A 22,085-nucleotide genomic window follows, 5' to 3' on the forward strand; every position below is an offset into this window, starting at 1 on the left:
TTACCCTATCAGAAGGCTTCCTTGGACCTCACTTCCTCTATGAGATTGCCTCTCTCGTCGTATATTCTCATAATGGCTTTTGTTTTCCTGATTTGCGTTTCTGACCTTATGGTCCCTCCTTTGTATTGGACCCATCTCTGCCTTGACCCATCCTGAGTAAAGTATATTTCGGACCTCATATCTCCGCTGGTAATAACCACCTTGCACCAGTTTAGCTCTTCGTAATCCACTATACCCTCAACAGTTATGCTGGTAATACCGCTAAAGCTGACACCCTTTGGACACCAGCTATTGGTAGCCTCCTTATAAGTACCTTTTCCTGTACAGGAGAATAACCCAAGGGCAATGATAAAGCTCATTAACCGTTTGCACATTAACACACATTATACACCAAAGGTTTATATTTTTATCCATGGTAGAAATAGTGGTGGCAGAGCATGCAGGTTTTTGCTTTGGAGTTAAAAGAGCTATAAGTATTGCAGAGCAATCTTCCGAGCTTTCCAAACAGGGCAAAAGGGTCTTCACCATGGGACCCCTCATACACAACCCACAGGAAGTAGAAAGGCTGAGAAAAAAGGGTGTTGAGCTTTTATATACTGAAGATGCACTCAAAAGCGGAGATACCGTCATAATAAGGTCTCACGGCATACCCCCCAAAAAGGAAAGACAGTTAAAAGAGCTCGGTCTTAATGTGATGGATGCCACATGCCCCTATGTGAAAGCAGTCCATGATGCGGTGGTAAAACTCTCTCAAGAGGGTTATTTTGTGGTGCTGGTGGGAGAAAAGAGCCATCCTGAAGTGATAGGCACGTTGGGTTATCTTGAGGAATCTGGCGGAAAAGGCACTGTGGTGGAAAGTTTTGATGACCTAAAAGCAGTTCTGGGTAAAGACAAGGTAGGCATAGTGGCACAGACAACCCAAAACGAACAGTTTTTTAAGGAGGTGGTTGGAGAGATAGCCATCTGGGCAAAAGAGGTAAAAGTAATAAACACCATATGCAATGCAACTTCCGAGAGACAGGAAGATGTTTATAAGCTTGCTCCGGAAGTTGATGTAATGATCATAATAGGTGGTAAAAACAGTGGAAACACAAGGAGGCTTTATGAAATATCCAGAAGTTTAAACCTCAATAGCTACCATATAGAGACTGCGGATGATATAAAGCCTGAGTGGTTTATTGGGGTCAAAAGGGTAGGAATAACTGCGGGCGCATCCACACCTGATTGGATCATAAACTCTGTGGTGGAAAGGATAAGGGAAGTTTCTAAGGAGGAGCAAAATGAATATAGTAGGACTTGTAGAGAAGGTGCAGGATAAAAACTTAAGGCGCATAGGTGAGAAGGTCTTAAAGGGTGAAAGGCTCTCCCCAGAAGATGCTATTTACCTCTTTTACTCATCGGAACTTGCCTATATAGGAGCTCTATCCGAATACATAAACAGGAAGAAAAACGGCATGTTTGCTTACTTTATAGTAAACAGGCAGATAAATCCCACCAATGTGTGCATATACCAGTGCAGTTTTTGTGCTTTTGGTGTCACTAAATCGGACCCAAGAGCTTACGAAATGAGCCTTGAAGATATACTTAAGAAGGTAGGGGAAACTTACGCACAAGGTGGAAGGGAGGTGCACATAGTGGGAGGTATTCCTCACCACTGGAAGGCAGAAGACTATGTAAGGCTTGTCAGAGAAGTTAAGAGAGCCTTTCCAGAAATCACGGTAAAAGCTTGGACTGCCATAGAGATACACCATATGTCAAAAATATCTGGAAGGTCTTATGAGGACATCCTCAAAGAGCTAAAGGATGCGGGCGTTGAGGTCCTGCCAGGAGGCGGTGCGGAGATATTCTCCGAGAGGGTAAGAAGCATAATAGCACCATACAAGGCAAACGCACAGGAGTATCTTGAGGTACACAGAACAGCCCATAAACTTGGCATACCCACTAACGCCACCATGCTTTACGGTCATGTGGAGACTTACGAAGAGAGAGTGGAGCATATGCTAAAACTCAGAGAACTTCAGGACGAGACGGGAGGTTTTCAAGTTTTTATACCCTTAGCTTACTGGCCAGAGGGAACTAAGCTGGGTGGTAAGAGAACATCTTCGGTAGATGACCTTAAAACCATAGCCATATCAAGACTTTTCCTTGATAACTTTGAGCACATAAAGGCATATTGGGTAACGCTTGGCGAGAAAGTTGCTCAGATAGCTCTCAACTTTGGAGCGGATGATATAGATGGCACCATAGAGGAAGAAAAGATCGTGCACTCCGCAGGTACAAAATCCGCATACGGACACTCAAGGGAAAGACTTATAAAGCTCATAAAAGATGCTCAAAAGATACCTGTGGAAAGAGACACCTTCTACAGACCTGTGAGCATACACTCCTGATAAGCATATGATGGTAATCATTTAAGTAATGAGATCATCCACCTAAAATATATAAGTATGAATTCACTTACAAAAGTGAACCTTCTTCTCAGCTTTCTCTACCTCTTATTGGGAAGTCTTCTTGGGCTAATGCTGGGATATAAGCAAACTGCGAGTTCTCTGTTTTCCATGGGTGGCTCTCCTACCCTTGCTCATGCTCATCTACAGCTTGTGGGCTTTGTCACCCAGATGATCGTTGGCGTTACCTATCACATAGTGCCTATGCTAAGTAGGGGAAAGATAAACAGCTTTAAGCTTGGATACTTACACACAGCTCTTTTGAATGCAGGACTCTTAATCCAAGTTTGGGGATTCTTGACAGATAGGATACTCTTTAAAAGTTTTGGGTCTTTGTTACTTTTTGCATCCATTGTTATGTACCTTTTTAACATTCTAAAAAGCATGAAGTGGAGGTGAAGCTATGAAAGTAAATCTTCTGAAAGTGCCCTTTGATGAGTCAAGGACCAGGCACACCCTTGCGTATGACTCCAAGGAGGCGAGGTTGGTGGTTTTTTCCATGCCACCGGGAAGTGAAGTGCCTCCTCACACAAGCCCCTCAAGAGTGCTCCTGTACTGTGCAAAGGGAAGTGGTGAATTTCTAAAAGGTAAAGATTGGATAGCGGTAGAAGAAGGTGATGTGGTAGCCTGTGAGCCTTTGGAACCTCACGGTATGAAGGCAAGCACCCCTATGATAGTAGTTGCCACGATAGCACCCGCACCTTAAAAAAGGAGGAGAAGCATGATAGACAAAAGTATGACGGTAAACGAGCTACTCAGAAGCTATCCTCAGGTACAAGCTCTCCTTGAAAAGTACTACATAGACTATTGCTGTGGAGGACACAGGACGCTTGAGGAGGTGGCAAAAGAGCATGGTTTTGACCTTAACGAATTTCTGGAGGAGGTAAGAATACTCATTACAAAGCTTAACAAAGGAGCTTAGTTCTTACTGTCCATCAGTACTGCATAAATATAGTCGCCGGTTCCGCCTTTTCCGTGAGAAACCATGTAGCCCCTACTATCCCATCCGCTTCAGGGATAAGGTCCCTCTCCTCAACGCCGAATATCTGAGCTGCGAGACTACAGGCGTATAAATGTACCTTCCCCGTTTCTTTGAGTTTCTTGAAAATCTCATGAAGGTCTGCTGGAAGTCCTGCTGCTTTTACCCTCTCTTCTATCATTTCTACTGGCGTTCCGGCGTGATCTGCAGAGGGTTTTATAGCTTCAACACCTTGCTTGGAGAGAAGCCTGACAGCCCAGTTTACGAAAAGGATGTTTATCTCGTCGTAGTATGCCACACCCAAGTAAGCGAAGGCGAGCGGGGTTAAAACCAGGTCGTAAGCATCTTGCCTCACAACCATAGCCATAGTTTTCATCTTCCACCTCCTTTATTAGAGTAAAATAATACCGATCGTTCGGTATGTCAAGAAGTTTTTTTAAGGGGAAAGGGACCTCCATACGCACTCCCCAAGACTACCGGCGTATGAGGTTAATGGATCCTTTATAACACCGTCCCATTTTAGCTGCATGAGACGAACAGGAGCAGCGGTTATACATACGGCGCAAAGCTCTGGGTCAATATCCCTTATTCTTCCTTTATTTATCTCTTTTCTACAAAATTTCTTGAGAAGTTCCATCGGCTCTGTGGAACAAACAGGAACATCTAAAATTTCCCTATGTTTAACATACAGAGCATACTCCATTGTGTACCTGTCTTCTTCTGCAAGTATAAGAAGTTCCCTGATTATACCTGTTATCTTCTCTTTTGTTCCTTTTCCTTTACGGAGAGCTGTTTCAAGTCTTTCTTTTATCTTTTCTACAGTTTCTCTGTATATCTCACTTGCTATCTCCTCTTTACTTTTAAAGTGATGGTATAAAGCTCCCGTGCTGACTCCAGCTTCTTTTGCTATGTCTCTCATGCTTGTGTTGAAGTACCCTTTCTCTACGAAGAGTCTTTTTGCTGTTAGGATTATGCTTCTCCTTGTATATTCACCTAACTGCTTTTTACTCATCCTTAATTCTTGACATATATTGTAGCTTATACTATGTTCGGTAAAAAGGAGGAAGCGAGGATCAGCAATCAGGAGATAAGGACCCTTATAGGCACCTAATAAACGTCCCCGGTGGACCAAACGCCTTTTTTACACGCATCGTTTCAATCCCTTATAGGCACCTAATAAACTTTATGTCTGCTATTTTCTCCCTTGTTGTGGGTGCCCGTTTCAATCCCTTATAGGCACCTAATAAACCGCCTCCAATAAAACAGGGTATAAATATGGGTCTCCGGTTTCAATCCCTTATAGGCACCTAATAAACATTTAACATAGGCATAAGCGAGTAAGTGTTGATATAAGTTTCAATCCCTTATAGGCACCTAATAAACTTTATGTCTGCTATTTTCTCCCTTGTTGTGGGTGCCCGTTTCAATCCCTTATAGGCACCTAATAAACCGCCTCCAATAAAACAGGGTATAAATATGGGTCTCCGGTTTCAATCCCTTATAGGCACCTAATAAACATTTAACATAGGCATAAGCGAGTAAGTGTTGATATAAGTTTCAATCCCTTATAGGCACCTAATAAACTGAGATATGTAGAGCAGCTACAGGAGGCAAAGTTCAGTTTCAATCCCTTATAGGCACCTAATAAACATTTAACATAGGCATAAGCGAGTAAGTGTTGATATAAGTTTCAATCCCTTATAGGCACCTAATAAACTGAGATATGTAGAGCAGCTACAGGAGGCAAAGTTCAGTTTCAATCCCTTATAGGCACCTAATAAACACACCTTCCAAGAAAGGCAGTCAGCGCCTTTGAGGTGTTTCAATCCCTTATAGGCACCTAATAAACGTGAAGCGCCGCCAAATGAATAGCGAGCCACATTTAAGTTTCAATCCCTTATAGGCACCTAATAAACGTTCTTGGTGGAGAGCGGGATGATAACGGGAACTGGAGTTTCAATCCCTTATAGGCACCTAATAAACGCATGAGCTGCAAGGATTTTCCAGCGAGCCACATTTAGGTTTCAATCCCTTATAGGCACCTAATAAACAGAGTATGTTTAGCTTTTCTTGGGTAGCCTTGACGAGTTTCAATCCCTTATAGGCACCTAATAAACTTCTTTCTCGTGTTCTTTCTTATTTTCCTGATATCGCGTTTCAATCCCTTATAGGCACCTAATAAACGTGCTCGGAAGACAAAGGCTCGTACAACCAAACAGCGTTTCAATCCCTTATAGGCACCTAATAAACTGTTCAAAGCTTTGAGTATCAAGTTCTAATACTTTCGTTTCAATCCCTTATAGGCACCTAATAAACAATACACTTTTCTTTGAGGCAGGGGGGGGATATACAGTTTCAATCCCTTATAGGCACCTAATAAACTCCTGCAACACTGTCATTTGCATCCAGCGCAATCCCAGGTTTCAATCCCTTATAGGCACCTAATAAACTCTTCACATTTTCAAAGAGTTTGGAATACCTACAGGGAGTTTCAATCCCTTATAGGCACCTAATAAACATACACACAGAAGAGGTAATTTTAAAGACTTTGCAAGCCTGTTTCAATCCCTTATAGGCACCTAATAAACTCTTCACATTTTCAAAGAGTTTGGAATACCTACAGGGAGTTTCAATCCCTTATAGGCACCTAATAAACATACACACAGAAGAGGTAATTTTAAAGACTTTGCAAGCCTGTTTCAATCCCTTATAGGCACCTAATAAACCAAATCCTTGAGAGGCAACCAAAAGAGATGTGGAACAGTTTCAATCCCTTATAGGCACCTAATAAACACTCCTTATTGATCATAGCGTTTTTGATGATATATGCGTTTCAATCCCTTATAGGCACCTAATAAACCATAGGCATTGACGAAGGGGATATCTACTTTACCGCCGTTTCAATCCCTTATAGGCACCTAATAAACATGAATATCTTTTTTTGTTTTTCGTAGGCGTGGTAGAGTTTCAATCCCTTATAGGCACCTAATAAACACAGAAGAAAACAGCTCGCCTTCTATCCAAACTTTCCGTTTCAATCCCTTATAGGCACCTAATAAACGGGTATACTTGAGAGAGAAATTTCAGGACCAAAAATCGTTTCAATCCCTTATAGGCACCTAATAAACCCCGGGGGTTTAAAGGGGACCTTCACTTATATATACAGTTTCAATCCCTTATAGGCACCTAATAAACTATTCCACCCTTTTCCCTTTTGCCCTGCTGTTCTTCAGTTTCAATCCCTTATAGGCACCTAATAAACAAGAATTATGCATTTTTCCAGTTTTTGGAATTTTGCAGTTTCAATCCCTTATAGGCACCTAATAAACGTTCTTGGTGGAGAGCGGGATGATAACGGGAACTGGAGTTTCAATCCCTTATAGGCACCTAATAAACTTCCGGAAGCAAGCGAGGAACTTATTGACGGATTAAGTTTCAATCCCTTATAGGCACCTAATAAACTTGTTAGGAACAAACCCATATTCAGTTGTCAAAAAGCTTTTGGTGTAGTAAGCTTGCATGTGTATTATAAACCCTAGTGGCAAGTTAGTCAAGTGGGGTTATTTTTCTGTCCACCTCCAATCTTGCAAAAATTCCGGGGGATAGACAAAGTATTGGAAGGCTTAGACTATAAAGTCCTCGTGGGAAGGCTTCTCTATCCCGAGGGTTTCTCTTTCGTAATACTGCTTTGTCCTGAACTTGTAGATTATCACCGAGTCGTAGGTTTCATCCATAATGCCTTTTAGTTCGTCTTTGAGCATCCTGAGCTTTGCTTCCGTTATTTCGCCTTCAAATACCGAGTTTTGAACCCAAGTAAGATACTTTCTGCAAATTTTTAGTGCTTTCGCCACTCGTTCTTCCTTTACATCGTAAACGAGTATTACAAACATCTACCATTCTCCTACAAAAGGTTTATAAATCTCCTCGTCCATAAAATGCTTGTAAAGCTTATAACACTCTATACGCATGAGTCTGCGGTAAGAAACATTGCCTAAGTTTCTATGCTTGATTGTAGTGTTGAGCTTGTCCTCAAATTCCTTAACAAAAATACTTCTACCTTTATCGTTTAGATAAGAAAAACCCACATCGCTGTCAAAATGCTTGAGCTGCATCTGTCCTTTGTTAAGAAGAGAAAATATAACTCTATCTACTATAACCGGCTTAAAAACTTCTGAAATATCAAGGTTCAGACTGAAGCTCCTCTGGTTTGTTTCGTGTAGATATCCTATCCTAGGGTCAAGGTGTGTTCTGTATATCTCACTAAGTACTGTGGTGTAGAGCAAAGAGTTACCAAAGCTTATCAAGGCATTTATTGGATTTTCCGGAGGTCTCTTTGTTCTTTTATCAAAATAAAAGCCTTCTACTTGAATTATGAGGTTGAAAGACTCGTAATAGGTTTTCCTTATCTCACCTTCTACCTGCATTAGCTCTGCTATAGAATCCACACTTGATACAGCTTTAAACTTTTCCTCTATGGAGCTTATCGTCTCCTTTAGGTCTTTGCCTTTTCTTCTATAGTATTCAAGATTCTTTAAGATGTTGTTTACTGCACCGGCAACAAAGCCCTTTGCCAGATACATGCGTTTTTCTCTGTCAAGATAGTGTTCTGCTTGTTTCAGGATTATAAAGCCCGAGTTTAAAGCTTCCCTCGGATAGAAGCTTCCTATGTAGTAGCCGTAGTGGTTAAAGAAGTGGACAGGTATCTGGTTTCTGGTCAGGAACTCCAACGCCCTCTTGTTTATATCCAGCTCCCCGAAAACCTTTATTTCCGAAACGCTGTTTATGGGTATAACTTTCCTCCCCTCTTGCGTCTCAAGGGAGAGTGTGTTTTCTCTTCTTTCAAGCCTCCCGCTGGAAAATATGTATAGAGGTTTTTTCATGCCCAGCACATACTCCTGTAAGCACACTTTTTGCAGTAAGGTATCTTTACCGCCTTTGGGGGTTTTTCAAGCTTCAGAATTCTTCCGATATCCTCTATCACCTCTTCAATCTCCCTTTCCAGCTCTGGAGTAAGAGAAACCTTGATCCGCTTCCTCTCCTCGGGAATAAGTAAGACTCCCTCCATGTCAATACCCTTTTCCCGTTTCATATAGTAAAGGTAGAAGACAACCTGCATCTTGGCGCTCTCTAAGAACTTTGAGCTTTTCTTTATCTCTCCGATCACCTTCCTTCCTGGGAGGATATCTATTTTTATCGTGTTGTCTATCATAATCTCTTTCCTCTTTCGGGTGTAGAAGATCTCCTGAATGTACCTTCCCAGAAGGATATAGTCGTTCTCCTGCTCAGCTTCTATCCCATGCCCTATTAGCCACACCTCCCTTTTGCAGATGTAGTAGTACCAGACCAGAGTCCCTCCAATAGAGATTCTGTCTTCATACCTCAAAGAAAGCCTCCCCTTTCTCTATAAAGCCTGTCTCAGAGTTATAGTATCTTTCCAGCATATCCTGGCTTACGAAGAACGTTTTAAGCTCTTGGTCATAAGAGGGCTCGTTTTCCTTGATATTTACCGTGACTACAAACTTATAAAAGTCGGGTTTGAGCTTCTCAAACTCTTCCTTAGCTTTAAAAATGTCTATCTTCTTCTTCTTTAAATCCTCAATTATTGACTTAGCTCTACTCCACACCTCGGAAGCCTCATCGTTTATCTCCACAAAGACATCTTTCTTATATCTATCATCCTCCATAAGCTCAAAGTTCCGTATTGAAATATCACCCGAAGAGAAGCTGAAGCACTTCACAGCCTCCAGAATTTTCTTTGACTTGTCGGGGGTGGTTTTCTCCCATACTTTACAAAAGTACTCTTCTATCAGGTTGGTAAGTTCTGGCTCCGATAACTCTTTCACTCCTTTAAGCATTTCCTCCGTTATGTTACAGAGAACAGAATCGTATATTCTTGAATAAAAGGGTTTTCCTTCTGAATCTGTAAGTTTAATCACATAAAAGTTTCCTTTCCCCCTTTCCATATTACGATTGCATCTACCTGCGGATTGATTCAGAGAATCAAAAGGCGCAAAATCTCTATAGACTTCGTCAAAGTCAATATCAACCCCAGCCTCCACAAGCTGGGTGCTAACGACAAAGCGATATTTTCCTTTCTTTATCTCCTCTATCCTTCTTAGCCTCTCGTAAGGCAAAACTGAAGTAGAAAGGTAGCAAATTTTCTCATTCATACGCTCTTTAAGCAATCTATAAAGCTCCTTTGAAGAACTTATTGTGTTGGTGATAAATAGGTATGTTTTATCTTTCTTAAATTCTAAGGAATTTACAAATTGACCTAAACTAACACCCTCAAGATTTATGAAAACCCTTATTCTGTCCAACCTTTTTCGGAACACATGGGGGTCCGCCAACTCTACAGCTTCTTCAAGTAAGTAGGGCTGCGTAGCTGTCATCAAAATTATATATACATCAAGATTCTTAGAAACTTCCCTGAGAACTTCCCGTATTAGATGCCAGTATTTTGTAGGAAGCGCTTGGACCTCGTCTATGAGCAAAATGGAGTTTGCGAGTTTATTAAACCTGCGAAACTCGGAGTTTCTTGCAGATATTAGAGTATGGAAGAGCTGAACAAAGGTGGTAATTACTATCTCTGAATTCCATCCCTCAGTAAGAAGCCTTGCCTCGCTGAACTCATACTCTTCAAATCTGGGTTCGGAAAGATGATGATGTTTAATGAGTATTCTACCCTCTATCTCATGGAATTCCGTTTTTAGAACCTTTATAAGTACCTCTGCATTCTGGTCAATTATGCTAACAAAGGGAAGTGAATAAATAATCCTTGGCGTGGTGCCTTTTTCGTTCTTAATCAACTCTCTTAGCTTCAGAGCAAAGGCAAAGCCAGTAAGCGTTTTACCCATACCTGTGGGAAGTGTTATTGAATAAATCCTTTTAGAGAGGTCAACTTCCTTGCTCAGGATCTCTTTGTAAGCTTCCTCCCTAAGATGGTCTATTTCTCTGCTTTTGGGAAGGTTATTAGCTTTGTATCGGCTCACCACATGTAAGGGAATACAGCTCACTCGCTTAGGTCTAAAGGATTTTGCACCAGTCTCGGTTTTGTCAGAATCAAGCAGAAGAGAGAAAAGGTACTGAAACTTAACAAAGTCCTCTATTTTTGACTCACATTTGTGAAAGGACTTCCGGAAACTTTTAATCTCTTTTTCTATTTCAGTAAGCTTGTTCTTAAACTCTTCCTTGTTCAAAAAGAGGCTTTTTTTCACATTTTCCGGTAAATTCAAGTTTGAAATAAATATATTTGTCTTTTCTTGATCTATGCTTTCAATCTGTATCTTTAAACGCTCAATTTCATCTTTATCAAATGTAAACTCGCTGGTAAAAGACTCAGGGTCGGTGTGGTGGCTTTTACATGCCACGAAGGAGAAAGAGAGTAATTTCGGGTCGCTTATAAGCTTTTTTGCACAGTAATATGTATAAACTGCAGAGAGAAGGGAATGCTTGCTGAATTCTGATCTGCGCCCTTTACCTGTTATGTAATCCTGAAAATATTTAGTACATTTTCCAAAGTCATGAAGGGCAACTGAAAGCGTTGCAGACAGAACAAACTCATCACTTATCAGTGGGAGCTCCCTCTGAAGGTAAAAACTCAAAAGCTCTAAACACCTGTTAATATGGTCCTCTATAAAGATTCCTGGATGGGAGTAGATTCCTGACTTTGTTTCCATAAGTATATTACCTCTCCGTTACCGAGCTTAATCAGATCGGTAAACTTTCCGTATATGGCTCCTCCTTCCACACTGAAAACTACATCTTCGTACATTTTTACCATCCTATTACTGTCCATGACGACAGGTATTCTTTCCTTTCCTATTTTCTGAACCTTTCCAATATCAATCTCCCTTATAATTCTTGAAGGTATTACGCTGTCTGCTCTGTCCGAAACATCTATGGGATGACTATCAAAGACTCCTACAAAGCTAAAATCCGCCAAGAGCTCCGAAAGACCGAGAGAAACGGTGTAGTAGGTTTTGTGATTTTTCACCATATCCGTAAGTTTTTTCAGAAATTCTTCACTCGCAGAGATGTATATTCTATAACGAGGGTCTTTGACAAATTCAAATTTTACCTGGGTCCTTAATGTTTTGTTGGCATCACCTTTTCTTGAAGGATCTAAAGTTGGGTCAAATTCCCCTGAGCTTCCCTTGGTGAATATAAGGTTTAAGCCTGTTCTCAGCTTTTTTATGGGATTGACTATCTTAACTCCCACGTAGATATCTTTTGTCTTATCAAGATACTCTTCCTTACCGAACCCCATGATAGCTCCTATAATTCCCCTTATTGTGGGCTGTGGTGGAAAAGGAAAAGTCAAGGGTGAAGAGGTGGTGTAAAACTTTCTGAAATGTCCTAAATCGCCAAAGAGGTCAAAGACCAAAACCTTCACGCCCTGTTAAACCTCCTTAGCCCATTTAAATTCTTCAATAGCGATCCCACTAAAAACCTCCTTCAAGGATGGTTCTATTCTGATTCTATCGTTGATTATGTAATTAACTTTCTCTATCTTGTCTTTATACTTTTGCACTTTTTCCTTTAGTCTGCTTAGGTCTATCTCCACCTCCTCTATGTCTCTTATCTCCTCATCCCTCTTGTCGGTATTTATCCTCACCAGTTTGTCTAACTCTCCCATGTGGGTGAGTGTGCCCTCTTTGTAAATAATCTCAATTAGTAGCCTTGGCTCGTGTCCAAATTTTGAGCGGGAAATCACATCTGTTGAACTTTTATGCCCAACCCATAGAGCCTTAAGCATTATGTCTATATCTTCATCCTTAAGTTTCGTTTCCTTTGCTGCATTTTCATTGGCAATTCCGTAAAAAACTATCAAAGAGTAAGGAACAACGTACATCTCAGTCATGGTCCCCTGTGCTTTCTGTTCTGCAGAAGGCATGACAGTGGTCCCCTTAACAAATTCCATCTTTACCCTGTGCAAGGATTTACCAAACTTGAACTGGACAGGACCTGTGAAGCACCTTTGCTGGTTCTTGATAGCAAAGGTCCCCCCAAAAAGCCTGATGTCTATACATTTTTCTAACACTTGGTTGTAATCATTCCCGTACTTTGCAAATATACTCTCTTTGGTCTTTAGGTTTCCGTCATCAGTCCTTTCTTCCTTGATGAAGACTTCATGACCCATTTCTGCAAGCTGATCCCTGACTGTTCTTTTAAGCCTTACATCTGTAACATAGTTAATCCCGGTCTCTTCATCGATTCTCGGCTTGTTCTCGTCCATAGTGTCGCCATTTGGATTTGCCCACGAAACATCGTAAATAAACAGAAACTCACGCCTGCTCTTCATTGCTTACCTCCTTTTTGGAATATATATACCCAGCAGCTTTATCAAACATACCCATACCAAGTGAGAAGTAAAAGTTAAGCTCTTCTATGCTCATATTCCAAACTGCTGGAGCCTTTGAAAAATACTCTGAGGTAAGGTTAAAGAGCTTCATTTCACCAGCACGAAATTTATCGTACTCTTCTAACTTATTTCTAACTTCTGGTAAAAGCCCCTTAAGATCGTTTTCATTCATCTTTAATCCCTTTAACTTCTTTAGGAAAGGTTTACTTCCCCTTTCGCTTTCCTGAACTCGTAATAGTCTCTCTGTCAAAGCACCTAATAAAAATAAGCCTTTTTTAAGGTCGTTGTTAAGTGTAGGCAAACTTTCCAGAAACTCTTCAAGGCTGTTAACATCTTTTACCTCCATGTCAACCTCCTTTGTTGTAAGTTTTACAAAGACAAACACACTAAAGGCGTCTTTTATTAAATTTTTGTAGCCTTCTTCCTTCTTTATAGCATCCCTTATCCCCTTCATGAGAAAGTTTAACAGAAACTTTTCGTCTATTTTGACACCCCTAAAGGTCTTATCAAGAACTTCCAAGAAATACTTTCTGAGGTCTGGTTCTTTCTTGGTTGAGTCACTTTTGGAAAAGAACTTGTAAATAGTATAGTAATTAAAAGTATAACTAAATCCGTTTGAACTAAAGAGCTTTTCTACTTTCCTTTTAGCCTCAAACAGTTCCCTTAGCCTTGAGGGATAAACATCCTGTATTAAAAGTAAAATCCTTTCGGCTGAAAGCTCGGATTCAAGGAATAAGAAATTCAAAGTAAGGACGTCTCTTTCATCACTTAAGATCTCAAGTATTTCCTCTTCATCAGCCATAAGAGATTTATGCTCCCTTGAGCTTAACATTATTTTCCTAACTTCGGGATTACGGGGAAAGAGAATATCAAAAGTTTCCTTTTTTATTTTGTCTCTTCCCAATATGAACTCCGGTATTAAATAGTAAGTTATTACTCCGCCAATTTTAAACTTTAATTTTTTTTCTAATATTTCTTCTCTCCCTCTCTTTATGTAATCTCTACACTCATAACACAGGGGAAAATTTTTAAAGGCAATTTCTTTTTTGAATCCTCCGGTTATATAGCCAGGTTTGTCAATCGTATAAAACTTAAAGGGAGCGATATCTCCGCTCACTTCCTTTTCCTGAAGACAGACAGAGCAAATTCCCGTTCCTCTACTTTCCCTACCCTCCTCCTCAAGCTCTTTTTTCAAAGCTTTTATAAAATCTTCTATCTCTCCCACATATTTACCACCTATTTTAATAGTGAGTAGTATCTTCTCTTTAGCCGGTATTATCTCAGTAATCCTGTATATTTCCTCCTCCAACTTTTTCTTATCCAAGGTCGGTCTTGCTATCTTTTCAAACTGAATTTTGTTGAGAACTTTTTCTAAATTATCCAAGGTTCTCATCACAGGAGATTTCTTATCATCGGGTTTCTTTTTACCTCTTTGAAGTATGATAGTGGGTGTGAGTGTTGGAGGATTGCTTCCCTTTGCTTTTTTATATAAATACTTTTCTTGCTTGCCTTCAAAAAAATCCTCAAGATCAGTTTTTACAAACTCCCCCTTTTCATCAAACTCAAGGACAAGAACTCTATCAGCTTTTTCTACTTCATCGTAAAGCTTTACACCCCCAAATAGCTCACCTATATCTCTACCTATATCTCTAATCGCCTTCAACACTGTCCACTACCTCCACCATGCCAAAGCCCTGAGGATTCTTTGCCCCAAGACCCGCCTCTAAGGCTAACTTTACTATCTGAGTGCTACCCCTTATATTATAATAACCTTCCCACGCTTCTATCAGTGATCCTTTATAAACTATCTTTTTCTTGTATCTTTGACTTATCCTGAGGGGTTTTAGCTCCAGCTCTTCCTTATAGCTCTTGCCGTAGATAAGTTGGTATTTTTTTATCAAATTGTTCTTGATAAGCTCGTAAAACTCCTCTTGCCATGGACTAAAAAACTGCTTTTTAGTTTCACCTTCTGGAGTGCGATAAACCGTTATGGGTGATAGACATCTGACATTTACATCTTCCCGCACAGTTGGTTTAATAAGCTCTACAGACTCCAGTCTTAATCTGTTTTCACCGAGGAATAAATTTTCCCGCTTTAGGAAAACATTCACCGCGGAAGATACTATATCCATCAAAGGTGAGGCAAAGTAAACCGTTATCTGTGGCTCGAAGAAAACGAGATTGCCCTGTCTGGAAGCCAATTTGCCTATGATCTTTGAAAAGGTAAATAGTTTAAACCTCCTTCTGTTGTAAACAAAGCCTATCTCGTGGAGGAATTTAGAGAGCACTGGGTCCGTGTTTTTGTAGAAAAAAGCCTGAAGCAGATGGTTGTAGCTCTTGGGAAGTCTTATAAGCCCCTCACCTGTCAGTTTAATTTTTAGTATCATAGCACTCTGTTTAAGAATCCTAAAGCAATGATGTATAATTTTAACAGACAGAATGCCAAAGAGGAGTGATATAAAAAAGATACTCATCATAGGCTCGGGTCCTATAGTTATAGGTCAGGCTGCTGAGTTTGACTACTCGGGCACTCAGGCTTGCAGAGCTCTCAAAGAAGAGGGCTACAGTGTGGTGCTGGTCAACTCTAACCCTGCCACCATAATGACGGACCCAAGCGTGGCGGACAGAACATACATAGAACCTTTGACTGTTGAGGTGCTCGAAGAAATAATAAAAGCAGAAAGACCAGATGCACTCCTTCCCACCCTTGGGGGACAGACAGCTCTCAACCTGGCGGTAAAGCTCTACGAGGAGGGCATTCTGGAAAGGTATGGCGTTGAGCTAATAGGTGCCAGCTATCAAGCCATAAAGAAGGGAGAAGACAGGGAGCTTTTTAGAGAGTCCATGAAAAAGATAGGTTTAAAGGTTCCCGAAAGTGCTGTGGTGTCTTCTTTAGAAGAGGGGATGAGTGTTATAAAAAGCATAGGCTTTCCTACCATACTCAGACCTGCCTTTACCTTGGGAGGAACTGGAGGAGCCATAGCATACAACATTGAGGAATTCAAAGAAAAGCTTGAAGTGGCTCTAAAAACATCACCAATACATCAGGTTTTGATGGACAAGTCCTTGATTGGCTGGAAGGAGTTTGAGTTTGAAGTCATAAGAGACTCAAAGGATAACGTAATAATAGTCTGTAGCATAGAGAATTTTGACCCAATGGGTGTGCATACGGGAGATTCCATTACGGTGGCACCGGCTCAGACACTCACGGACAAGGAGTACCAGATACTCAGAGATGCCTGTATAGAAGTTATGAGGGAGGTGGGCGTTGATACGGGAGGCTCCAATATACAGTTTGCGGTAAATCCCGAAAACGGGGACTTTTATGTGATAGAGATGAACCCGAGAGTTTCAAGGTCATCCGCGCTGGCTTCAAAAGCTACAGGCTTTCCCATAGCCAAAGTTGCCGCAAAACTGGCGGTGGGCTACACCCTTGACGAGCTTAGAAACGACATAACCAAACATACACCGGCATCTTTTGAGCCTTCAATAGATTATGTGGTAGTAAAAATACCCCGCTTTGACTTTGCAAAATTTCCACAAACGGACAGAACCCTCACCACCATGATGAAGTCCGTAGGTGAGGTAATGGCAATAGGCAGGACTTTCAAGGAAGCCTTCCTTAAAGCCATAAGAAGTCTTGAGATAGACACCTATGGCCTTTTACATCCCTCCTTTGACCATGTTTCTGATGATGTGCTTGTGAGAAATCTCAGGATCCCCAACCCTGAGAGGATATGGTATATAGCCTCGGCTTTCAGAAGAGGGTACTCGGTGGATGAGGTTTACCATTACACCAAGGTAGACAGGTGGTTTTTGTATCAGATAAAACAGATAGTAGACTTTGAAAGCACACTTGCTCAAGGAGTTCTTGATGAAGAAAAACTAAGGCAGGCAAAAGAACTCGGGTACTCTGACTTTGAGATAGCTAAACTTGTGGGCAAAAGGGAAGAAGAGGTAAGGGCTTTAAGAGAAAGCCTTAGGGTACTTCCCGCTTTTAAAGGTGTGGACACATGCGCAGGTGAGTTTGTTGCTTACACGCCTTACTACTACTCTACTTACGAAAAACCCTATTATACAATGGACGGACAGGAGATTTTAGACCAAGACTAACCTTCTACTCTTTATCCTTGTCTACAAACTCTTTAACTATCCTCACCGCATCCTCTATGGGGACATCTAACTTTTCCCCTGTGTGTCTTTTTTGTAGCTCCACCTTACCCTCCTTTGTCTTTTTACCAACCACTATCCTGTAAGGGAAGCCACAGAGGTCCGCATCTGCAAACTTAAAGCCTGCGCTGGCTTCTCTATCGTCGTATATAACATCTAAACCCATCTCTTGGGCTTGGTAGTAAATCTTTTCTGCAACAGTCTTTTGTTCCGCATCCGATGGGTTCAAACATATTACATTCAGTTCAAAGGGAGCTACCACAGTAGGCCACTTTATGCCAAGCTCATCGCTGTACTGCTCAACTATGGCAGACATACACCTGGATATACCTATACCATAACAACCCATGTATATAGGTTTGTCCTCACCTTGCTGGTCTTTGTAGAAAGCTTTCATAGGCAAAGAGTACCTTGTGCCAAGAAGGAATATATGACCAAGCTCCAAGCCTTTGCTTACCTTAAGTGGCGCTCCGCACTTGGGACATGGGTCCTTCTCCACCACCTGCGCCACATCAAAAAACTCCCCATAACTAAAGTCCCTACCAGGATTTGCGTTTATGTAGTGATAATCTGGCTCGTTGAAAGCAACCACTGCGTTCTTTATCCCATAGACTGAGTTATCCCAGATGACTCTTACATCTTTTGGTATGTTAAAGGGACCAATGTAGCCCCTCTGGGTTTTAAAGAGCGCATAAACCTCTTCATCCGTAGCAAGCCTGAAGTTTTCTGTGTTTAAGAGAGCTTCCAGTTTGTTCTCATCTATCTCTCTATCTCCCCTTATGACCACCAAAAGAGGCTCTCCGTTAACTATGTATAGCACCGACTTTAGTATCTTTCTTGGAGGCACCTTTAAAAAGCTTGATAGCTCTTCTATGGTTCTGGTGTTGGGTGTGTGCACACGAGTCAGCTGTCTTTCCTCCTCCTCTTCTTCCTTCCCTTTGTTTAGCTTAACTATTTCGGCGTTTGCTGAGTATCCGCAACTTTCACAGTAAGCCACTCTTGCCTCTCCGTAATCTGTAAGAATGACAAACTCATGAGAGCTCATCCCCCCTATAGCACCTACGCTTGCCTCCACCATCAGCGTTTTTAGTCTTAACTTTTTGAATATGCGCTCGTAGGCAAACTTCATAGTCTCGTAAGACATGAGCGCGGAAAACTCATCGGTGTCAAAAGAATAGGCATCCTTCATTATAAACTCTCTGCCCCTTATGAGTCCAAATCTGGGTCTTTTTTCGTCTCTGAACTTTACCTGTATCTGGTAGAGTATAAAGGGTAGCTGTCTGTACGAGTTTACAAAGGTCCTTACCATATCCGTTATTTCCTCCTCGTGGGTAGGTCCAAGGCAGTAGTCTCTTCCGTGCCTGTCTTTAAGGGTAAATAGCTCTCTGCCGTAGAGGTCCCACCTTCCTGTCTCTCTCCAGAGTTCTGCCGGGTTTAAAACTGTAAGGAGTAGCTCCTGCGCACCGCTTCTGTCCATCTCCTTCCTTACTATGTTTTCTATCTTCTTCAAAACCCTGTAGCCAGCAGGAGTAAAGGCGTATATGCCGGAGGCTACCTGCTTTATAAAGCCACCCTTTAGCAGGTACTTGTGAGATGGAGCTTCTGCATCCGCAGGCTCTTCTTTTGAGGTGTACCAAAAGTAAGTACTCCAGCGCATGAGTGCCTCTTATTATATCATAAACTTTATGAGAGCTTTTCTCATCACGGGCACAGATACGGGAGTTGGAAAGACCTTCATAGCCTATAATTTGGCATATGCTCTCAAGGAAAAGGGTATAAAAGTGGGATACCTAAAGCCGGTAGAAACAGATGTCAGAGACCTGCCTGCGGATGGCTCTTTGCTCTGCAGCATAACTGGGCAGGAGATAAAGGAGGCTGTACCCATCACCTACTCGCTACCTCTTTCACCTTATGCGGGTATTCTGGAAGAAGGCAAAGACTTCTCTCTGCAGGAGCTTTACGCTCAAATGAGGAGGATGCAAGAAAGATATACCGTTCTTATGGTAGAAGGTGCAGGAGGCATTGCAGTGCCTATAAAGAGAGACTATGACTATGCCAAGTTGGCAAAGGACTGGAACCTTCCGGTGCTTATAGTGGCAAGAGCTGGACTTGGCACCATAAACCACACTTTCTTATCTGTCTTTTACGCCAAAAGCATGGGTTTGAGGGTGCTGGGCATAGTTATGAACGGGTTTGAGGGAAGAGATGTCTCAGAAAAAACCAATCCACGCATAGTGGAGGAGCTTACGGGCATTAAGCCTCTTGAGGTGCCAAGGGTAAGCGGGTTATTGCTTCCTCCTGACATCAGGAATGCTCTTCTGAACCTTATCGGGCTCTAATCTGTAATAAGCTGCCACCCTTTCCACCATCTGCTTAAAGTAAGGTGCTGCAACAGTCCCACCGTATGCTGGACCTCCTTTTGGTTCATCCACGGATATGCCAGCCACAAACTTAGGATCTGTCGCGGGAAAGTATCCTACAAAGTAAGCAACAACTTTATCTCTTGAGTAGCTTCCTGTTTTGAAGTCAAACTTTTGGGATGTGCCAGTTTTACCTGCTATGGTAAAGTAGTCTGACCTGGCTAACCTGGCGGTGCCTTCTTCCACAACCTTGATGAGATTCTTGTGAAGCCAGTTCATAACACGCTGGGAAAAAAGGTGGTCTCTTAGCACCTCAGGCTGGTAATAGGTTCTTCTTCCTTCCGCATCCTCCACATACAGGATAACTCTTGGCTTTACCATTTTCCCTGTGGCAAGTAAAGAAAAGGCACTGCACAGATTAAGAAGGTTTGCAGATAAACCCTGCCCTATGCTGGAGTAAACTATATTAGCAGGATATTTATAGTCTGGGAGCTTTGGCTTTGTCTCTCCGAGCAAAACCCCAAAAGTGCTTTTAAAGTGTATCCTTTCCATCAAGTCCTCCACATCCTTTCTTGATAAAAACTTGGCTATCTTCACCATGCCCACATTGGAAGATTTTATAAGCACCTGGTCCAGCGTAAGATTGCCATAAGGGTGTACATCTCTTACTATTCTCCCGTAAACTTCCGTCTTTCCTCCTTCTCCACTCACCACATAATTCTCTGATATATAACCTCTTTCAAGAGCCATACCCAGAAAGAAGGGCTTCATGACAGAACCCGGCTCAAAAATATCTGTGACCACAAAGTTTCTCCTTTCCCAAGTGCTGTACTTCTGGTAATTGTTGGGGTCGTAATAGGGGTATGTAGTCATGCCCAGTATATCCCCCGTTTTTACATCCATAAGCAGTATGGATACCTTTTTGGGTCTCCAGTCTTTTACTATCTGGTCTCTTATGTCCTCCAGTATGCTCTGGACACCCAAATCTATGGTGGTGTATACGGTCTTTGAATTTAGCACTTGCTCGCTGGATAGCGGCTCCAGCGCTAACTTGCCGGCTCCCGCAGACAGGAGAAATGGCACCTTTTTACCTTTCTCATCAAGGAAACTGTTAAGCATGTATTCTAGCCCCTCAAGACCCCTGCCATCGTCTCCACAAAAGCCCAGCAGATTGCTGGCTAAATGCCCGTGTGGATAAAACCTTTTAAAGTCCTCTTGAATACCTACAGACTTAGTATTATCCGTATCCCTTATAACTCCTCTTATGTAAGGGAGTAGCTCCTTGTCAGCCCTTCTTATTAGCCATACGAACTTTCTGTCTTTATTCAAACTTTCAAGGATGGCTTTTTCGGATACATGCACAGCGGCAGAGAGTCTGCTGGCAAGTTCCTCCTTGTTTTGTGTATACTTAGGAAAGGCGTAAACAGAAATGGTAGGAAGGCTCAAAGCCAATTCATTACCGTTTCTATCTTTTATGGATCCCCTGTAGGAGGGTATCTCCACCAGCGCAAGTTTGGGAAACTTTTCTACTACTTTCTCCACATACTCTGTCCTACCTATGAGTTGAAGGTATGCTATGCGCGTAAGAAGTATAAGAAAGCCAATAAAGATCAAAAGAGACAGAAAAATGACCTTTGCATTCTCCTTCTTAGGCTCTCGCATAACAGAGCTGGAGGAACTCCTTAAAGACTCCCTTTGCGTCGTGAGGTCCCGGTGATGCTTCTGGATGGTACTGAAGGCAATATATGGGCAGGTATTTGTGTCTAAAGCCTTCCAAGGTCCCATCCAAAAGGTTTATGTGGGTGATTTCCACATCTTTCAGGCTTTCTGGGTCTACCGCAAAGTTGTGGTTTTGAGCGGTTATCTCTATATGCCCGCTTCTTAAATCCTTAACCGGATGATTTCCTCCATGATGACCGAACTTGAGTTTGTAAGTTTTTCCTCCCAAGGCAAGACCTATTATTTGATGACCCAAGCATATACCCATTATAGGTTTTTCCTCCATAAACTCCCTAACCAGCCTTATGCCTTCCAAGACTCTTGCAGGATCACCTGGACCGTTGCTGAGCAAAATAGCGTCAGGGTTGATTTTTTTTATAATCTCAGAAGCATTATAAGAAGGTAAAACTACTACTTTTGCACCTTCGCTTACAAGCCTTCTGAGTATATTACGCTTGACGCCAAAATCTACAACAGCTACAAGTGGTTTATCGCTCTCTTTTGTTATATAGCCTCTGTAAAGGTCCCAATCTCCTTCCTTCCAATAGTAAACCTCATGTGTGGCTACCTCTTTGACCAGGTCCAGCTCAGAGATATCCCTTAAACTTCTTGCCCTCTGTACAAGACTCTTAAAGTCATGGTCTACAGTTGATATGATGCCTCTCAGCGTTCCCTTTTCCCTTATCCTTTTTACTAAAGCTCTGGTATCTATACCTTGTATGCCCACCACACCATGATCTTTCAAATACTCTTCAAGGCTCTTTTTGGCTCTCCAGCTACTGTAAAAGTTGGAAAGCTCTTTTACCACAAAGCCATTTACCTGCACTCGGCTGGATTCTATATCTTCGTCATTGACACCGTAGTTGCCTATGTGTGGGTATGTCATAACCACTATCTGACCTTTGTAAGATGGGTCTGTTAGTATCTCCTGGTAACCTGTCATGGATGTGTTAAAGACTACCTCTCCTTGAGCTTCCCCCTCAGCTCCAAAAGAGTATCCTACAAAACAGGTACCGTCTTCAAGGGCAAGTATAGCTCTCTTCATA

At 41.8% G+C, this 22,085-nt stretch carries 21 protein-coding genes and 1 CRISPR repeat array; of the genes, 7 read left to right on the forward strand and 14 right to left on the reverse strand.

Translation table 11 applies throughout. The features are described 5' to 3' along the window. Nucleotides 1-8: 8 nt before the first annotated feature. The gene (locus tag HTH_RS06235; protein WP_012963870.1) at nt 9-374 is read right to left on the reverse strand and encodes a hypothetical protein; all 366 of its coding nucleotides are present in this window, start codon (nt 372-374) and stop codon (nt 9-11) included. A 38-nt stretch (nt 375-412) separates the two neighbouring features. On the opposite strand from HTH_RS06235, the gene ispH reads away from it, so the two are divergent. Genes ispH through HTH_RS06260 form a run of 5 tightly spaced genes read left to right on the forward strand, consistent with a single transcriptional unit; the run spans nt 413 to nt 3,369 of the window. Then, nucleotides 413-1,318, forward strand: a complete 906-nt coding sequence (ispH, locus tag HTH_RS06240) for a 4-hydroxy-3-methylbut-2-enyl diphosphate reductase (protein ID WP_012963871.1) — start codon at nt 413-415, stop codon at nt 1,316-1,318. Continuing rightward, nucleotides 1,281-2,390 (forward strand): aminofutalosine synthase MqnE, encoded by a 1,110-nt coding sequence (gene mqnE, locus HTH_RS06245; RefSeq protein WP_012963872.1) that lies wholly within the window; start codon nt 1,281-1,283, stop codon nt 2,388-2,390. Before ispH ends, mqnE begins: the two co-directional genes overlap by 38 nt. Before the next feature lie 57 nt (nt 2,391-2,447). After that, on the forward strand, nt 2,448-2,846 hold the full coding sequence (locus tag HTH_RS06250; RefSeq protein ID WP_012963873.1) for a hypothetical protein: 399 nt from the start codon (nt 2,448-2,450) through the stop codon (nt 2,844-2,846). Between the two features lie 4 nt (nt 2,847-2,850). Next, nucleotides 2,851-3,153 (forward strand): cupin domain-containing protein, encoded by a 303-nt coding sequence (locus HTH_RS06255; RefSeq protein WP_012963874.1) that lies wholly within the window; start codon nt 2,851-2,853, stop codon nt 3,151-3,153. Nucleotides 3,154-3,168: 15 nt separating this feature from the next. After that, nucleotides 3,169-3,369, forward strand: coding sequence for a DUF542 domain-containing protein (locus HTH_RS06260; protein WP_012963875.1), 201 nt, complete (start codon nt 3,169-3,171; stop codon nt 3,367-3,369). Nucleotides 3,370-3,382: 13 nt separating this feature from the next. Here the strand turns inward: HTH_RS06260 and HTH_RS06265 are convergent, their stop codons facing one another. The 10 genes from HTH_RS06265 to cas6 all read right to left on the reverse strand — a co-directional run bounded on the left by HTH_RS06265 (nt 3,383) and on the right by cas6 (nt 15,177). Continuing rightward, nucleotides 3,383-3,802 carry a DsrE/DsrF/DrsH-like family protein gene (locus HTH_RS06265; RefSeq protein WP_012963876.1) on the reverse strand — a complete coding sequence of 140 codons (420 nt, stop codon included), beginning with the start codon at nt 3,800-3,802 and terminating at the stop codon, nt 3,383-3,385. Nucleotides 3,803-3,862: 60 nt separating this feature from the next. Then, nucleotides 3,863-4,438 carry a TetR/AcrR family transcriptional regulator gene (locus tag HTH_RS06270; RefSeq protein WP_012963877.1) on the reverse strand — a complete coding sequence of 192 codons (576 nt, stop codon included), beginning with the start codon at nt 4,436-4,438 and terminating at the stop codon, nt 3,863-3,865. Between the two features lie 74 nt (nt 4,439-4,512). Continuing rightward, a CRISPR array of direct repeats spans nt 4,513-6,888; the repeat unit is 30 nt; unit sequence GTTTCAATCCCTTATAGGCACCTAATAAAC. A 161-nt stretch (nt 6,889-7,049) separates the two neighbouring features. Next, complete coding sequence (gene cas2 / locus HTH_RS06275) at nt 7,050-7,316, reverse strand: CRISPR-associated endonuclease Cas2 (RefSeq protein ID WP_012963878.1); 267 nt, start codon at nt 7,314-7,316, stop codon at nt 7,050-7,052. Further along, complete coding sequence (gene cas1b / locus HTH_RS06280) at nt 7,317-8,306, reverse strand: type I-B CRISPR-associated endonuclease Cas1b (protein WP_012963879.1); 990 nt, start codon at nt 8,304-8,306, stop codon at nt 7,317-7,319. Further along, a complete protein-coding gene (cas4, locus tag HTH_RS06285; RefSeq protein ID WP_012963880.1) occupies nt 8,303-8,809 on the reverse strand; it encodes a CRISPR-associated protein Cas4 in 507 nt (168 codons plus the stop codon). Before cas4 ends, cas1b begins: the two co-directional genes overlap by 4 nt. Beyond that, nucleotides 8,799-11,105 carry a CRISPR-associated helicase/endonuclease Cas3 gene (locus HTH_RS06290; protein WP_012963881.1) on the reverse strand — a complete coding sequence of 769 codons (2,307 nt, stop codon included), beginning with the start codon at nt 11,103-11,105 and terminating at the stop codon, nt 8,799-8,801. Before HTH_RS06290 ends, cas4 begins: the two co-directional genes overlap by 11 nt. Then, nucleotides 11,060-11,821 carry a type I-B CRISPR-associated protein Cas5b gene (cas5b, locus tag HTH_RS06295; RefSeq protein WP_012963882.1) on the reverse strand — a complete coding sequence of 254 codons (762 nt, stop codon included), beginning with the start codon at nt 11,819-11,821 and terminating at the stop codon, nt 11,060-11,062. Before cas5b ends, HTH_RS06290 begins: the two co-directional genes overlap by 46 nt. Nucleotides 11,822-11,827: 6 nt before the next feature. After that, nucleotides 11,828-12,730 (reverse strand): type I-B CRISPR-associated protein Cas7/Csh2, encoded by a 903-nt coding sequence (cas7b, locus tag HTH_RS06300; RefSeq protein WP_012963883.1) that lies wholly within the window; start codon nt 12,728-12,730, stop codon nt 11,828-11,830. Then, nucleotides 12,714-14,456, reverse strand: a complete 1,743-nt coding sequence (locus HTH_RS06305; protein ID WP_012963884.1) for a TIGR02556 family CRISPR-associated protein — start codon at nt 14,454-14,456, stop codon at nt 12,714-12,716. The genes cas7b and HTH_RS06305 overlap by 17 nt, the downstream gene beginning before the upstream one ends. Continuing rightward, a complete protein-coding gene (cas6, locus tag HTH_RS06310) occupies nt 14,440-15,177 on the reverse strand; it encodes a CRISPR-associated endoribonuclease Cas6 (protein ID WP_012963885.1) in 738 nt (245 codons plus the stop codon). The genes HTH_RS06305 and cas6 overlap by 17 nt, the downstream gene beginning before the upstream one ends. A gap of 52 nt (nt 15,178-15,229) precedes the next feature. Between cas6 and carB the strand changes: the two genes are divergently transcribed. Then, nucleotides 15,230-16,903 carry a carbamoyl-phosphate synthase large subunit gene (gene carB / locus HTH_RS06315; protein ID WP_012963886.1) on the forward strand — a complete coding sequence of 558 codons (1,674 nt, stop codon included), beginning with the start codon at nt 15,230-15,232 and terminating at the stop codon, nt 16,901-16,903. Nucleotides 16,904-16,907: 4 nt separating this feature from the next. Here carB and HTH_RS06320 read toward each other — a convergent pair whose 3' ends face one another. Continuing rightward, nucleotides 16,908-18,617, reverse strand: a complete 1,710-nt coding sequence (locus HTH_RS06320; protein ID WP_012963887.1) for a proline--tRNA ligase — start codon at nt 18,615-18,617, stop codon at nt 16,908-16,910. Nucleotides 18,618-18,645: 28 nt separating this feature from the next. Between HTH_RS06320 and bioD the strand changes: the two genes are divergently transcribed. After that, nucleotides 18,646-19,299, forward strand: a complete 654-nt coding sequence (bioD, locus tag HTH_RS06325) for a dethiobiotin synthase (protein ID WP_012963888.1) — start codon at nt 18,646-18,648, stop codon at nt 19,297-19,299. Here bioD and HTH_RS06330 read toward each other — a convergent pair. After that, nucleotides 19,246-20,982: a peptidoglycan D,D-transpeptidase FtsI family protein gene (locus HTH_RS06330; RefSeq protein ID WP_012963889.1), complete on the reverse strand. Its 1,737-nt coding sequence runs from the start codon at nt 20,980-20,982 to the stop codon at nt 19,246-19,248. The two genes, bioD and HTH_RS06330, sit on opposite strands and share 54 nt — an antisense overlap. After that, nucleotides 20,969-22,084 carry a glutamine-hydrolyzing carbamoyl-phosphate synthase small subunit gene (gene carA, locus HTH_RS06335; RefSeq protein WP_012963890.1) on the reverse strand — a complete coding sequence of 372 codons (1,116 nt, stop codon included), beginning with the start codon at nt 22,082-22,084 and terminating at the stop codon, nt 20,969-20,971. Before carA ends, HTH_RS06330 begins: the two co-directional genes overlap by 14 nt. Between the last annotated feature and the right edge of the window lies 1 nt (nt 22,085).

Source organism: Hydrogenobacter thermophilus TK-6, from assembly GCF_000010785.1.
GTDB lineage: Bacteria > Aquificota > Aquificia > Aquificales > Aquificaceae > Hydrogenobacter > Hydrogenobacter thermophilus.

Coding starts and splice junctions, on each gene's coding strand:
- HTH_RS06330 (WP_012963889.1), bottom strand. CDS start 20,982: ATGCGAGAGCCTAAGAAGGAGAATGCAAAGGTCATTTTTCTGTCTCTT.
- bioD (WP_012963888.1), top strand. CDS start 18,646: ATGAGAGCTTTTCTCATCACGGGCACAGATACGGGAGTTGGAAAGACC.
- cas1b (WP_012963879.1), bottom strand. CDS start 8,306: ATGAAAAAACCTCTATACATATTTTCCAGCGGGAGGCTTGAAAGAAGA.
- cas2 (WP_012963878.1), bottom strand. CDS start 7,316: ATGTTTGTAATACTCGTTTACGATGTAAAGGAAGAACGAGTGGCGAAA.
- HTH_RS06270 (WP_012963877.1), bottom strand. CDS start 4,438: ATGAGTAAAAAGCAGTTAGGTGAATATACAAGGAGAAGCATAATCCTA.
- HTH_RS06255 (WP_012963874.1), top strand. CDS start 2,851: ATGAAAGTAAATCTTCTGAAAGTGCCCTTTGATGAGTCAAGGACCAGG.
- carA (WP_012963890.1), bottom strand. CDS start 22,084: ATGAAGAGAGCTATACTTGCCCTTGAAGACGGTACCTGTTTTGTAGGA.
- cas6 (WP_012963885.1), bottom strand. CDS start 15,177: ATGATACTAAAAATTAAACTGACAGGTGAGGGGCTTATAAGACTTCCC.
- HTH_RS06235 (WP_012963870.1), bottom strand. CDS start 374: ATGTGCAAACGGTTAATGAGCTTTATCATTGCCCTTGGGTTATTCTCC.
- HTH_RS06290 (WP_012963881.1), bottom strand. CDS start 11,105: ATGGAAACAAAGTCAGGAATCTACTCCCATCCAGGAATCTTTATAGAG.
- HTH_RS06320 (WP_012963887.1), bottom strand. CDS start 18,617: ATGCGCTGGAGTACTTACTTTTGGTACACCTCAAAAGAAGAGCCTGCG.
- HTH_RS06250 (WP_012963873.1), top strand. CDS start 2,448: ATGAATTCACTTACAAAAGTGAACCTTCTTCTCAGCTTTCTCTACCTC.
- carB (WP_012963886.1), top strand. CDS start 15,230: ATGCCAAAGAGGAGTGATATAAAAAAGATACTCATCATAGGCTCGGGT.
- cas7b (WP_012963883.1), bottom strand. CDS start 12,730: ATGAAGAGCAGGCGTGAGTTTCTGTTTATTTACGATGTTTCGTGGGCA.
- HTH_RS06260 (WP_012963875.1), top strand. CDS start 3,169: ATGATAGACAAAAGTATGACGGTAAACGAGCTACTCAGAAGCTATCCT.
- ispH (WP_012963871.1), top strand. CDS start 413: ATGGTAGAAATAGTGGTGGCAGAGCATGCAGGTTTTTGCTTTGGAGTT.
- mqnE (WP_012963872.1), top strand. CDS start 1,281: ATGAATATAGTAGGACTTGTAGAGAAGGTGCAGGATAAAAACTTAAGG.
- HTH_RS06265 (WP_012963876.1), bottom strand. CDS start 3,802: ATGAAAACTATGGCTATGGTTGTGAGGCAAGATGCTTACGACCTGGTT.